Origin of the sequence: Alicyclobacillus mali NBRC 102425, from assembly GCF_001570745.1 — a bacterium.
GTDB classification, from domain to species: domain Bacteria; phylum Bacillota; class Bacilli; order Alicyclobacillales; family Alicyclobacillaceae; genus Alicyclobacillus; species Alicyclobacillus mali.
Map to the genome: position 1 here is coordinate 11,523 of NZ_BCSG01000012.1, position 13,028 is coordinate 24,550.

The 13,028-nt window shown below is 58.5% G+C and carries 12 protein-coding genes, 1 pseudogene and 1 riboswitch; of the genes and pseudogenes, 10 read left to right on the plus strand and 3 right to left on the minus strand.

The window, feature by feature from the left end; translation table 11 throughout:
* The first annotated feature begins 105 nt into the window (after positions 1-105).
* The 3 genes and pseudogenes from AMA01_RS05335 to AMA01_RS14250 all read left to right on the plus strand — a co-directional run.
* The gene (locus AMA01_RS05335) at positions 106-948 is read left to right on the plus strand and encodes a hypothetical protein (protein WP_231862828.1); all 843 of its coding nucleotides are present in this window, start codon (positions 106-108) and stop codon (positions 946-948) included.
* Complete coding sequence (locus tag AMA01_RS05340; RefSeq protein ID WP_067848458.1) at positions 935-1,192, plus strand: EscU/YscU/HrcU family type III secretion system export apparatus switch protein; 258 nt, start codon at positions 935-937, stop codon at positions 1,190-1,192. The genes AMA01_RS05335 and AMA01_RS05340 overlap by 14 nt, the downstream gene beginning before the upstream one ends.
* Before the next feature lie 7 nt (positions 1,193-1,199).
* Positions 1,200-1,445: pseudogene (locus AMA01_RS14250) on the plus strand (YraN family protein); the annotation flags it as partial.
* On the opposite strand, the gene AMA01_RS05345 reads toward AMA01_RS14250, so the two are convergent.
* Both AMA01_RS05345 and AMA01_RS05350 read right to left on the minus strand, forming a co-directional pair.
* Positions 1,431-2,225 carry a polysaccharide deacetylase family protein gene (locus AMA01_RS05345; protein WP_231862829.1) on the minus strand — a complete coding sequence of 265 codons (795 nt, stop codon included), beginning with the start codon at positions 2,223-2,225 and terminating at the stop codon, positions 1,431-1,433. The pseudogene AMA01_RS14250 and the gene AMA01_RS05345 sit on opposite strands and share 15 nt — an antisense overlap.
* A 79-nt stretch (positions 2,226-2,304) precedes the next feature.
* Positions 2,305-3,756 carry a YifB family Mg chelatase-like AAA ATPase gene (locus AMA01_RS05350; protein WP_067848461.1) on the minus strand — a complete coding sequence of 484 codons (1,452 nt, stop codon included), beginning with the start codon at positions 3,754-3,756 and terminating at the stop codon, positions 2,305-2,307.
* Between the two features lie 127 nt (positions 3,757-3,883).
* Between AMA01_RS05350 and AMA01_RS05355 the strand changes: the two genes are divergently transcribed.
* From AMA01_RS05355 to AMA01_RS05380, 6 genes are all read left to right on the plus strand, one after another.
* On the plus strand, positions 3,884-4,261 hold the full coding sequence (locus AMA01_RS05355) for a hypothetical protein (protein WP_067848463.1): 378 nt from the start codon (positions 3,884-3,886) through the stop codon (positions 4,259-4,261).
* Between the two features lie 187 nt (positions 4,262-4,448).
* The gene (gene sucC, locus AMA01_RS05360) at positions 4,449-5,603 is read left to right on the plus strand and encodes an ADP-forming succinate--CoA ligase subunit beta (RefSeq protein ID WP_067848467.1); all 1,155 of its coding nucleotides are present in this window, start codon (positions 4,449-4,451) and stop codon (positions 5,601-5,603) included.
* A 15-nt stretch (positions 5,604-5,618) separates the two neighbouring features.
* A complete protein-coding gene (gene sucD, locus AMA01_RS05365) occupies positions 5,619-6,518 on the plus strand; it encodes a succinate--CoA ligase subunit alpha (protein WP_067848470.1) in 900 nt (299 codons plus the stop codon).
* A 134-nt stretch (positions 6,519-6,652) separates the two neighbouring features.
* The gene (dprA, locus tag AMA01_RS05370; protein WP_067848472.1) at positions 6,653-7,753 is read left to right on the plus strand and encodes a DNA-processing protein DprA; all 1,101 of its coding nucleotides are present in this window, start codon (positions 6,653-6,655) and stop codon (positions 7,751-7,753) included.
* Positions 7,754-8,078: 325 nt separating this feature from the next.
* The gene (locus tag AMA01_RS14035) at positions 8,079-8,717 is read left to right on the plus strand and encodes a L,D-transpeptidase (RefSeq protein WP_376738332.1); all 639 of its coding nucleotides are present in this window, start codon (positions 8,079-8,081) and stop codon (positions 8,715-8,717) included.
* Between the two features lie 78 nt (positions 8,718-8,795).
* Positions 8,796-8,937: riboswitch (cyclic di-AMP (ydaO/yuaA leader) on the plus strand.
* Positions 8,938-8,942: 5 nt separating this feature from the next.
* The gene (locus AMA01_RS05380; protein WP_067848477.1) at positions 8,943-9,731 is read left to right on the plus strand and encodes a cell wall hydrolase; all 789 of its coding nucleotides are present in this window, start codon (positions 8,943-8,945) and stop codon (positions 9,729-9,731) included.
* 75 nt (positions 9,732-9,806) lie between these two features.
* Here AMA01_RS05380 and AMA01_RS05385 read toward each other — a convergent pair whose 3' ends face one another.
* The gene (locus tag AMA01_RS05385) at positions 9,807-10,694 is read right to left on the minus strand and encodes an MYG1 family protein (RefSeq protein WP_067848481.1); all 888 of its coding nucleotides are present in this window, start codon (positions 10,692-10,694) and stop codon (positions 9,807-9,809) included.
* A gap of 240 nt (positions 10,695-10,934) precedes the next feature.
* On the opposite strand from AMA01_RS05385, the gene topA reads away from it, so the two are divergent.
* Positions 10,935-13,025, plus strand: a complete 2,091-nt coding sequence (gene topA, locus AMA01_RS05390; protein ID WP_067848484.1) for a type I DNA topoisomerase — start codon at positions 10,935-10,937, stop codon at positions 13,023-13,025.
* The last annotated feature ends 3 nt before the right edge of the window (positions 13,026-13,028 follow it).

Consider the following 13,028-nt stretch of genomic DNA (forward strand, 5'->3'; position numbering starts at 1 on the left):
GAACAGGTATCTGATGTACCGCTGGATCCCTCGGACCTTGTGCCATACGAAATTCTGCGCGATGAAGCGCTATTGGCCAGTGAGCGCGGATGGAGGGCGGCGCTGTTGAGCGCACTGCTGCAGGTGGGCGCAGAGCAGGGACGGCCGGAGGAGGGCGGTGCGCACAACGCCGCAGGGACGTCGCCCAAATTCCCGCCAGCTGCCGAACTACACGAAGCACATTCGGGACTTGTGGAGAGCAACCTGGCCGGTACGCAGCGAGGTTTTGGCGCTCTCAAGCCGTCCTTCATGGCGTCTTCGGGTGCTTCAGAGGGAGAGGAACCCCTCTATCCCGCTGCGAAGCTGTACGACGTAGGTGCTCCAGACGCCGAGATGCTCAAGGTGTCCGTGACGCATCTATGGTCCGTGATGCGGGAACTCGCCCAGTCGACTGAACGTCACACTCTGGTCCGCTTGCGCGAATGCCCTTCGTCGCCTCTGGTGTCATTCGCATCCATGGGTCGCGAATGGCTCGAGCAGGGATTGGGACCTGCGGACCGAATGCGTTTGGTGCAGTGGGTCATGATGGACCGTCTCATTGCGTCGGTCGCGCCACATCCGTTCGATCGCCGCGGTTCGGGCCTGTTCTTAGTTCCACATTCGAATGCGCGAGAGCATCCGGTCGCCGTTCGTTGGCGCGCCGAGCGCAGGACTCGAATGGGATCCCGAGGCAAGCTGGTACACAGGCTCCGCCTTGACCTGGAGGTGGACGGCCACGCCTTGGCTTGTGTGCTCACCGCGCAGCGGCCCGCGCTTCATGTACACATCACCTGTTCCCCAGACGCTCCATTCGTCAAGTATCTGCAGGCCGCAGGACAGCACGTCGCGCCTTCATTAGAGGCCTGCGGCTGGGAACTTACGTCCTGGACTGTCGATCACGAAGGAGAGGGTTCCGATGCAACGAGCTAAACGAGCGGTGGCGTTGCGATATGACACCCAAAAGGACCTTGCGCCTCGCGTCGTGGCGAAGGGCGCAGAAGCCGTCGCGAATGCCATCGTCCGCACGGCCGAGGGGCATCGTGTCCCTGTTGTGGAGCAGACAGAACTTGTGGATGCTTTGTTTGCTCTCGAAGTGGACCAGGTGATACCGCCGGAACTTTATCAGGCTGTGGCAGAGATCTTGGCTTACATTTATCGGTACCGAAGGACGTGAACGCACTGTGCAGCTCGGGCGGCGTGAACTGGGCGCACTCGGGGAATCGTTTGTAAGACAATACCTCGAGCGTTGCCTGGGTTGGCACGTGATCGAGAAAAATTGGAGAACTCGTTTTGGCGAACTGGACCTGGTTGCGGAAAACGAAGACGAGCTCGTCGCTGTCGAAGTGAAGACGCGCACGTCACCCATCGAGGGCGACAGCGTGTGCGCGCTGCGCCCGGCGCAGATCGCGAGGCTAGTCGCGGCCTTGACGGCCTATGCTGCGCGTTCCGACCGGTGGTCGGCGGTGGCGCTGGACGTCGTGGGTGTCACATGGCAGCATGGAGTCGTCGTCGGCTTTCGGCACGAGCGCCTGTATCCGCATTGAATCGCGAATGGGGAGCATTTGAAACGTGTATCCAGCTCGACGCAGGTCGCGAATGATGCGCGGCATGGCCTCGACCGTGAGGCGACTCGAGCTAATGCCATCATGAAACAAAATGATGGAACCCGGCTGCGCGTGCTGTTCCACTTGGGCAACAATCGCGCTTGCCGATTTTGCCTTCCAGTCCATCGAGTCGACGGTCCACAGCGCAATGGGGTGGCCGAGCTTTTGTACGCATTCGACCTCGGACGCGTTGATGGAACCATACGGAGGTCTGTAATACACGGGCTTGGTGCCGCAAGCGTTCCAAACGGCTGCATCGGTCTTTTGGATGTCGAGGATGACCTCGTTCAGTGCATGTTTTTTAGGGTCGAAGTGCGAGAATCCGTGGTTTCCGATTTCGTGTCCATCCTCTTGTATTCTTCGGACCAAAGAGGGAAATTGTTCGCATCGATAACCCACCACAAAAAATGTCGCAGTGATGTGTTGGCTGTGCAGGATGTCGAGGATTTTGGGCGTGTAACGCTGGCTGGGTCCGTCGTCGAAGGTCAAATAGACGACCTTTGCCGGGCTACCCGCGTTTGCGCGTGCAAGAGGCATGACATCGTTGAAGCCGGCAGTACATGCAAGTGTGGCCATGAACGTTACTCCCATCTCGCGCAACACATGCCGTACCTCCTTTCTGTGCAAATCCCCTTGGTGGATATAACTTGTGTCAAACAGCGCCACCTATGCCTGTATGCTGTCACGTCGCGGCGTTGCGCGATGGGGACAGCGATCCCGGCCGTCGCCAGGCGATGGCCTCTTCGATATCAGGGCTCGATACTTCCTGGCGTCCGTCGAGTGCGGCGATGGTGGTGGCGAGTGCCGCGACTTTTGCTCGATCTCGCTCGGATGCATGAAGCCGCTCACACGTGCGCCACAACAGGTGCTTGGCGTCGTTTGTCAGAACCGACGATCCGCCCTGTAGGAGTGTTCTGGCTTTTCGCACCTTCTCGGCCCAGGTGTCGAGTGGATCCCCTCTTTGTCCGACATTGGTCTGGCGGTTCACGTGATGAACCATGTCGATTCGATCCAGGATGGGTCCGGGGCAGCGCATCCAATATCTTCTGACATCCAGTTCGGCACATGAGCAATCTCCATAGCCACGGTACCCGCACGGACAGGGGTTGGCCGTCGCGATGAGCTGAAAGGAAGCAGGGAACCGGGTGAGCTTGCCGTTTACGGTACATTCGATGACACCAGTGTCCATGGGTTCTCGAAGCGCATTGATCACGGCGTGCGAAAACTCCAGCATCTCATCCAGCAGTAAAACGCCGTGATGTGCCAACGTGGCTTCTCCAGGCATTCCGAATCTGCCGCCTCCTAAGAGGCTTCGTTGAGAAACGCTGTGATGAGGTCTGCGCACCGGCGGGCGAAGAGAAAAGGCGTAGGTTGGATTTGTAATTTCCTGCCACGCCGCCACTTCCAGTGCGTGTTCCTCCGTCAGGTCGGGGAGAAGATACGACAGCGAGTCCGCAAGCGTGGTCTTGCCGACGCCTGGCGATCCGACCAGCAGAAGCGAGTGCCGACCAGCGGCACAGATGGCGAGCAATCTTTGCTCCACTTGATGCCCGCAGAGCAGAGGTGCCCGGCGGTCTTCTGCGACACGCTTGGCGCTTCGGGAAGACGACACCACGCCGCGGACTTGGTTCTGGCGTAGCATGACCGCGACATCAGCCAGGTTAGACGTGCGGGAGATTTGAAACATGTCGTCAAACGGCCACGGCAGTGACTGATCCGCGCTCACACAAAGAGACGAAAGTCCTTCGTCGCGCATGCGAAGTCCGATGGCGCTGAGTCCTTGTTGGGGAACAATGGTGCCGTCGAGCGCGAGTTCGCCGACGAAGACGGTCTCGTCCCGCGGGATGGGTGGTGTCGCCGATGCGCGAAGGATCGCGACGGCCATCGCGAGGTCGAGCCAAGACCCTTGTTTCTTGAGGCTTGCAGGCTGAAGATTCAAGGTGATCCTGCCCTTGGGAAAGGGCAGGCCCGCGTGATGAAACGCGGACCGGACGCGCGCCTTGGCCTCACTGACTGACGAGTCGGGAAGGCCGACGATGGTGAACCGAGGGAATCCAGGGCCGACGTCGGCCTGGACGCGGACAAGATGGACATCCGCTCCGTGGCGGATGGCGCCGAGTGCATCACCCAACACGTGCTTCGCCTCGCTTTCGGAACTTTTCACAACCTACGTATAGCAATTTCTCGGTGCATGAGCCATAATGTAGGGAAGAATCTCGTTCGCATCGTCGAGGTATGGCGAGTCTCAGGAGGGAGCCGTCATGGAGAACCCGAGGAAACGGATGGCGAGAGGGGACGCTGAGGGTCGCCGCGGGCAGGTGATTGACTTTCGCGCATATCAAAAGCGGCGTCATCGTCGGCATCGCGGCATACGGCCTGTCGGGGAGGACTACCTGATTCTTCGAGGAAGCGCCATAGTCCTTGCTGCTGCGTCCGTGGTTCTCGCGATTTTCGGGCTGACGCCGGTTCCGTGGAAGGATAATGCGCTCGTCGCCAGCCTCTTCGCCGACACCCTCGCGCTGGCCATTGGCGTCATCCTTCATGTAGTAAGGGATCGAGCGGCGATGCGCCTTCTCGGCGCGCTCGTCGGCGTGTTTGCGTTTTCGTATTTGTGCAGTCTGCTTCACAGCGCGTTATAGATAGAATGTCAAGAATTTGTCAAGGTTTTCTGTATGCGTTTTCATCGTCTCAACCGGTCAAGACGTTGTCAAACGTGCCGCGAAGTTCTATCCTGATAGATGGCACAAGGTCGGCAGACGCCATGGCAACGTTTGTCCGGTTTTTTTGTGCGCCGTATCCGTAGGGGGACAAAGGAGGACGGACATCGTGAACATCCACGAGTATCAAGCGAAAGCCATCCTGGCTGAATTTGGCGTCAAAGTCCCGCGCGGGAAAGTGGCTTTCACGGTCGAAGAGGCCGTGGAAGCGGCAAAGGAACTTGGCGGAAAGGCCGTGGTGAAGGCTCAGATTCATGCAGGCGGGCGCGGCAAGGCGGGCGGCGTCAAAGTCTCGAAATCGCTGGAGGAAGTGGAGGCGAACGCCCGCGAGCTCCTCGGCAAGTGCCTCGTCACGCACCAGACGGGACCGCAAGGTCGAATTGTACGTCGACTTCTCATCGAAGAGCTGACGAACATCCAGAAGGAGTACTACATAGGACTCGTCCTTGATCGTTCCCAGGGGCGCCTCGTGATGATGGCTTCCCAGGAAGGCGGCGTCGAAATTGAAGAGGTGGCCGCCACGCACCCTGAAAAAATCTTCCGTGAAACCATCGATCCTCTGACGGGACTCACGCCGTTCCAGGCAAACAACCTGGCGTACAAACTAGAACTGCCTCAGGATGCGGTGAAGAAGGCCGCCCAATTCATGATGGCGCTTTACAACGCGTACGTTGCAAAGGATTGCTCCATCGCGGAAATTAACCCGCTCGTGCTGACGGCGGAGGGGGATATCATCGCGCTGGATGCCAAGCTGAACTTCGACGACAACGCCCTGTACCGGCATCCGGAAATCGTGAACCTGCGCGACGAAGATGAAGAGGATCCGAAGGAAATTGAGGCGTCGAAATACGGGTTGAGTTACATTGCGCTTGACGGAAACATCGGATGCATGGTCAACGGCGCAGGCTTGGCCATGGCCACGATGGACACTATCAAGTACTACGGCGGCGAGCCTGCCAACTTCCTGGATGTGGGCGGAGGCGCGAGCGAAGAAAAGGTAACGGCGGCGTTTAAAATCATCCTGTCCGATCCGAAGGTGAAGGGGATTCTTGTCAACATCTTCGGCGGCATCATGAAGTGCGACGTGATCGCGAACGGTGTCGTCGCCGCGGCCAAGCAGGTGGGCTTGGACAAGCCGCTCGTGGTTCGTCTGGAAGGTACGAACGTCGAGGCCGGCAAGAAAATCTTGAACGAATCGGGTCTCAAGTTGGTGGCGGCTGATTCACTCGCTGATGCGGCCCAAAAGATCGTGGCGCTGGTCTGAGGAGGGACACTCGCGATGAGCATTCTGGTGAACAAGGAAACGCGCGTCATTACACAGGGCATCACGGGATCTGCCGGTTTGTTTCACACGCAGCAGGCGCTAGCCTACGGCACGAAGGTCGTCGGTGGCACCTCCCCAGGCAAGGGCGGCACGAAGGTTGAAGGGCTGCCGGTCTTCAACACGGTCGAAGAGGCAGTGCGCGAGACGGGGGCGAACGCTTCGGTGATTTACGTCCCGCCTGCATTCGCGGCTGATGCCATCATGGAAGCGGTGGCGGCTGGCCTGGATCTCGTCGTGTGTATCACGGAAGGCATTCCGATTCTGGACATGGTGAAAGTCAAGCGGTACATGGAGGGCAAGAAGACGCGGTTGATTGGGCCAAACTGTCCTGGCGTGATCACGCCGAACGAGTGCAAAATCGGCATCATGCCCGGATATATTCATACGCCGGGAAAAATCGGCGTCGTGTCCCGCTCGGGTACGCTGACCTACGAAGCCGTGTACCAGTTGACGCAACTGGGACTCGGCCAGTCGACGGCCGTCGGAATTGGCGGCGATCCGGTCAATGGGACCAACTTCGTCGACGTCTTGAAGATGTTCAATGACGATCCGGATACGGAAGCCGTGATTATGATCGGCGAGATCGGCGGATCGGCGGAAGAAGACGCGGCGGAGTGGATCAAGGCGAACATGAAGAAGCCGGTCGTGGGCTTTATCGCTGGCGCAACAGCGCCTCCGGGGCGGCGCATGGGGCATGCTGGCGCAATTGTGTCCGGTGGTTCTGGTACAGCGCAATCCAAAATCGAAAAGATGAAGGAATGCGGGATTCGCGTGGCTCCGACCCCATCAGAGATGGGTTCCACGTTGTACCAGGTGCTCGAAGAGCGGGGACTCCTGGAACGCTGCAAGTCTTGAGCAGTCCCGTACATCGTATCCCAAAGAAAAAAGAGTTCGCTTGTTCTTGCAAGCGAACTCTTTTTTCTTTGCGTCATCGACGGAGCCAGCGAACGAGGATACCATGACAGTCAATAAGGCATGGAGGGATTCCTGTGAGCGACGAGGAACTCGCAATTCTGTGGTCGCTCTGTCCAGGGTTGGCGCCGAGCACCCTGCGGCGGCTGGTGCGTATCTTTGGCGGGATTCGGGCATTTCACGAGGCGCAGGTGGGGGACTGGGCGGCAAGCGGGGGAGTGGAAGACGCTCAGGTGAGTCGCATGGACGCCTGGCGGCGAACGCTGCCTTGTCCAGATCACCTGAAGCGGCAGTTGGCATCGCGGGGCATTGTCGTGATCGGGCGTGGTGCGAAGAACTATCCGGACCGCCTGTTGCAGCTCGCGGACCCGCCCATAGCCTTGTTTGTGCGCGGGCGGGCGGAACTTCTTGTCGCGGAGCGGCAGACATTCGCAATTGTCGGGACGCGGCGCATGACAGGTTATGGTATGGAAGCGGCGCGATGGATCGCCGGCGAGATGGCACGACGGGAGGCGGTCATCGTCTCGGGACTTGCCCTGGGCGTCGATGCGACGGCGCATGCTGCTGCCCTTGAGATGGGAGGCGATACGGTCGCCGTGCTCGGGTGTGGTATTGACCGATGTTATCCGCCGTCCAATCGGCGCCTGTACGACCAAATCGCTTCCTCCGGAGCGCTTGTCAGCGAATACCCACCAGGTACACCTGTTCGCAAATATCACTTTCCCGAGCGAAACCGATTAATTGCATCGCTAAGTGGAGCGGTCGTCGTAGTCCAGGCGGGGGACCGGAGCGGAGCTCTGATCACCGCTCAGTATGCGCTCGAGTTGGGGCGGGACGTGTACGCTGTGCCGGGGCCCATCACGTCGCGAGCCAGTCGCGGAGTGAACAGGCTGATGTTTGACGGTGCCATCCCACTCGTTGACCCTAGTGACCTGTGGCCCGGAGAAGCGGGCGTTCGTGAACAGCATGTGGGGAAAGTTCCTGCGCACCTTGAACCGTGCTATCGGGCGTTAGGTCGGCACCAGCCCATCCGCGCAGGAGAACTCGCGATTGTCGCCGAGTTGGACGCCGGATACGTGTTCGGCGCCTTGCTCGAGATGGAACTTGCGCGGATGGTTGAACGACTGCCCGACGGAACGTACCATCTTCGGCCCGCGAGCTTCGCCAGTGATGGATAAGCCAATGAATGGCATGTTATTTACGTTCCTCGCCGCCCATCCTACACATGGGATTGGGGGCGATGGTATGCAAGGATATCGCCGTTCTAGGTTGTTCCCTTCGTTGCTGGCGATGAGTTGGGCGGTTTTATGCGCATGGTTGTGTCTTCCCGAGTCTTGTGGAGCCACGCTGGGAAGGTGGAACCATGCTGAGCGCCCGAGTGATTCGGAAACGCACGCCGCAGCGCAGTCTGTATGGACTGTGGGCGATCGCGGCGAGCACATCTGGGTATTGCACGTGGTTCTTGCAGAACTGGGTTACTTGCCATTCACCTATCACTGCGTAATGCCCACGGACCGCCTGTATGCTCAGGACTGGTCACATGCCCCATTGGGCGCCTGGACCTGGAATTCGTCCGACCTGCCCCCTGTGTTACGGCGAACGTGGGATCCAAATCAATTTACCGAGATCACGAAAGGTGCGGTCATGCGCTTCGAGTCGGACCATGGCCTGCGCGTGGATGGCTATGCGGGGCCTCGCGTGCGCCGAATGCTCCAACTTGCCATGGCGCTTCATCTGCGTACGGCGCAACCGTATCGCTTGGTGATGGTGGATCAAGCTGTTCCACAGCGGCTTTGCGTGTGGGAAGATGGCCGCGGTGTGGTCTTCCAAACGTTGTGCAGCACGGGGCTTCCATCAGCTCCTACACAACCTGGTCTGCATGTCATCTTCCTGCGCAATCGTGAACAGACCATGCAGGGGGGAGGGCCAAGCGGTCGCCCGTACCGGGTGGAACATGTTCCGTATGTCAGCTTCTTTTACGGAGAACAGGCCATTCACGGCTTCCCTCGGACTGTCTATGGCGGGCCTCAGAGCGCAGGGTGTGTGGAGCTTCCGATTGCAGCAGCCGAGCGGGTGTGGCAACTCACCGGGTACGGCACACTGGTATTCGTGTCGCAACACAAGGCCAATGGAACGGGGTAGGCGAAAGAGCAGAAGTCACCTGTGATGTCAACAAGTTTGGGTTTTCGCGCGACAGTCAGGTTGGTATGATGGTCGTCGTCCAAGACTTTGCCGAATCGCGCACGCGCGCGTACGGGGGATGAAAGGCCTCGGGCCTTGGGGTGAACGCGTCACAGGGCGCGAAGGGGACTCGTTACCCGAACCCGACAACTAACCTCGGAGGCGGAAAACGAGAGGATGGATGACATGCGTTTTCGATCTTGGTGTCTCGCGGGATGCGCCATGGCGTTGACGGCAGGGGTTGGCGTTTCCTCCGCGTTCGCGGCAACCACCACCGTGGAGCCTGGGCAGTCACTATGGACTATCGCACAGGCGCACGACCTTCCCGTTCAGTTGTTGGAAGACGCAAACCCAGACGTGACCCCGCAGAATCTGCCCATTGGCTCGTCGGTGCAAATCCCAGAGGTTCAAAACGTCACGGTCAAGTCGGGCGACACGCTGTTCCTCATTGGCAAACGGTTCGGCATCTCCACGAAAGAGATGTTGGCTGCGAATCCCTCTGTCGATCCCCTGAATCTTCCGATTGGATCCACCGTCCGGGTTCCGGTTGGCTTAGCGCAGACTTCACACATGCTACAGGCCCATGTTGCCGCATCCACCTCCGCGTCGTCCAGTGACCTGTACTGGCTAGAGCATGTGATTCATGCGGAAGCCGGTGGCGAGTCGCTTCAGGCGCAAATCGCTGTTGGCGACGTGATCATGCATCGAATCGCCGCAGGTGGATACGGGAGCACGGTGCAACAGGTTGTATTTCAGGTCAGTGACGGCCACTACCAATTTGAAAGCGTCGCGAATGGCTATATTTACTCTCAGCCGAATGCGCAGAACGTACAGGCTGCTCTCGACGTCTTGAAGGGGGACGATATCGTCCCGGGCGCGTTGGTGTTCTACAATCCCTCCGAAACGCCCGCCGGGAGCTGGGTCTGGCAGCAGCCCGTGATCGCGGAAATCGGTCATCTCGTCTTCGCCAAATAACAGAGCGCTGACAAGAGCCAGGTCGCTTAGATGCCGAACCCTGGCTCTTGCGCGTTTTCGGGCGTTGCGCCGACGTCAAGGGTTGGACGGCTCGGCTGCCAGTGCTTCTTCTGCCATTTGTAAGATACCGTGCAAACTCTCTGCGCCAGCGATGAACCGCGCAGGATGGCAAAATACTGCATCTTCCACGCCACAGACGGACACGAGCTCTTCCCCTTCTTTTCCCGCCCACTCGCTCGGCAACGGTTTTCGCGCTTCGAAGGTCCCAGGGCCTTTCGGGACGACCTGCAGACGATATTGGCCCGTCTTGTCCGGAAAGGCGACGTACAACACTTCTCCAGATGGATCGATCTCGAGGAGTGTTTCCGTCCACGGGCAGCAAGTTGGCAAGACCAGGAGCGCAGGCTCTTTCCGCGCCGCATACGCCGTTTTCACGATTTCGGTCGCCTGTATTCTGCTGATCTCGTGGTTGGCGTAGTTCATGAGGATCTGCGTGGCAAACTCCAATGCCCGTTCAAATGCGCGGTTTTCGTCTTCCTGCGAGTTCCAAGTGGGGTTAAACGAACCGACGAGTTCCGATATCCCCTTAATGCGCATGTCGCGTTCGAGTTCGATGCCGTTGTCGATCGCGTCAATGGCCTGGAACAGTTTGTCATCGATGTTGTTGCACACCAAGGCGCGATCTTCTTCGCGTTCGACGCCGAGCGCCGTTAGAAACCGATCTCCAAAATCCCGCCAGATGAGGCCTGCCGCGGCATAGGGAATTCCGTTCGGGCGGTGTGTTTTGTGCACAGTGTGGTGATCGTACGGCCCGCCGCCGACATCAACGACGAGATCGCACTTGGCCAGAATGGACTTGTTTCGCGTTCGCACGATAACGGCGTCTGGATAAATGGTTCGCAGAATGGCGACAGCAAACACTTCATCTGCATGGAACTTTCCATGGTGCGTACCTATTTTCATAAGGATATGAACCACCTTGCCAACGGATGGACGGCGCGACCCGCCTCTGCCTTCACGTTACCATTCACGTCGTGGGGAGCACAACTGGAACTTTCGCTCTACCCACCGAAGGTCGGTTGACCATGAACGGGTCCCACGGGGCCACATGCGTATGGTTTGCAAAGGAAAGGATCGCGGTGATAATATGGTTTGAACCAAGGACAGGGTTTGCCAAGGCTGCGACGAATGGAGGATCGTGGCGTGTCAGACTATCTGGTCATCGTCGAGTCGCCTGCCAAGGCGAAGACGATTGGGAAATATTTGGGGAGCAAATACACCGTGAAAGCTTCCATGGGCCACGTGCGCGACTTGCCGAAGAGCCAGCTCGGCGTCGATGTGGAACATGGGTTTGAACCGAAATATATCACCATTCGCGGCAAGGGTGACGTCATTAAAGCGCTTCGAGAGGCGAGCAAGAAAGCCAAAAAAGTGTATCTCGCGGCCGACCCTGACCGCGAAGGAGAGGCAATCGCTTGGCACCTGCAGCATCTTCTCGATTTGAACCCTGACGACGATTGCCGTGTCGTCTTTCACGAGATCACCAAGGATGCTGTCAAACAGGCGTTTCAGCACCCTCGAAAAATTAATCGCGATCTCGTCAACGCGCAGCAGACTCGGCGAATCTTGGACCGACTTGTAGGGTACAAGCTGAGCCCGTTGCTCTGGCGAAAGGTTAAGAAAGGCCTGTCGGCCGGCCGGGTGCAGTCTGTTGCGTTACGACTCGTCGTCGATCGCGAGCATGAAATTCGTTCGTTTCAACCGGAGGAGTATTGGACCGTCGATGCGCATGGCCAGGTGCATGGGAAGAAGCTGGTGGCGCGGTTTTACGGTTATCACGAGGAAAAGACACCGCTTCCAAACGAAGCGGCCGTGCGGGAACTGTTGGCTCGCGTGGAAGGCCATTCGCTGGTGGTTCGTCGGGTCAAGAAGTCGGAGCGCAAGCGAAATCCGGCGGCGCCGTTCACCACGAGCAGCCTTCAGCAGGAAGCCGCTCGTAAACTGGGGTTTCGCGCGTACAAGACCATGCAAATTGCGCAACAGCTGTATGAAGGTCTCGATGTGCCGGGAGAAGGAACGGTCGGTCTGATTACCTACATGCGAACCGACTCCACGCGCATCGCACAGTCCGCGCAGGAAGAAGCGAGGGCATACATTCGGCGGTCGTTTGGTGAAGATTACGTGCCGGATCGTCCACGGCAGTATGCCAAGAACGAGGACGCTCAGGACGCACATGAGGCCATTCGTCCCACTTCCGTGATGCGCCATCCTGATCAGTTGAAGGAACACGTGTCGCGCGATCAGTATCGCCTCTACAAGCTGATTTGGGAGCGATTTGTCGCAAGCCAGATGGAGTCGGCCGTGCTCGACACGACATCGGTCGATTTCGAGGCGAACGGCGCGTGGTTTCGCGCGACGGGCTCGGTGGTCCGGTTTCCTGGATTCATGGCGCTCTACACCGAAGGACGTGATGACGACGGGGAGGAAGAGGAGGGTAAGCTGCTGCCGCCTCTCGAAGAGGGCGATGTCGTTCAGGTGAAGTCTTGGAAGCCGGAACAACATTTCACCCAGCCGCCTCCGCGTTACTCGGAGTCGTCTCTCGTCAAGGCGATGGAAGAGCTGGGGATTGGCCGGCCGAGCACATACGCGCCGACCATCGACATTCTGTTGAAGCGCGGATACGTTGTTTTGGAGCAGAAGCGGTTTGTCCCGACCGAACTCGGGGAAATCGTGGTGAACATCCTGAAGGATCACTTTCCGCAGCTCATCGACGTGTCGTTTACGGCCGACATGGAGAACAGGTTGGATAAGGTCGAAGAGGGCGACGCGAACTGGATCCAGTTGCTCGATCAGTTTTATCATGACTTTGAGAAGGATTTAAAGAAGGCGGAAAGCGCCCTGGGGCATGTCGAGCTGAAGGATGAGGTGTCGGATGTCCGCTGTGAAAAATGCGGCCGTCTGATGGTGTACAAGACGGGGAAGTACGGAAAGTTTCTCGCGTGCCCCGGGTTCCCAGAGTGCCGAAATACGAAACCCATCCTGAAGGAAATTCCTGTGCCGTGTCCGAAGTGCGGTAAACCGCTCGTGGAGCGCAGAGGGAAGTCGAGAAAAGTCTTTTACGGGTGCAGCGGGTATCCCGAATGCGACTACGTGCTATGGCAGCGCCCGACGGGGCAGACGTGCCCGATCTGCGGTCACCCCATGATTGAAAAGGGAGGCAAGGGGAAGACCGTCGTCGTGTGCAGCAATGAAAAGGCTCACTCGGCGTTGGAGACACAGGCACAGGCGAAATGAGGA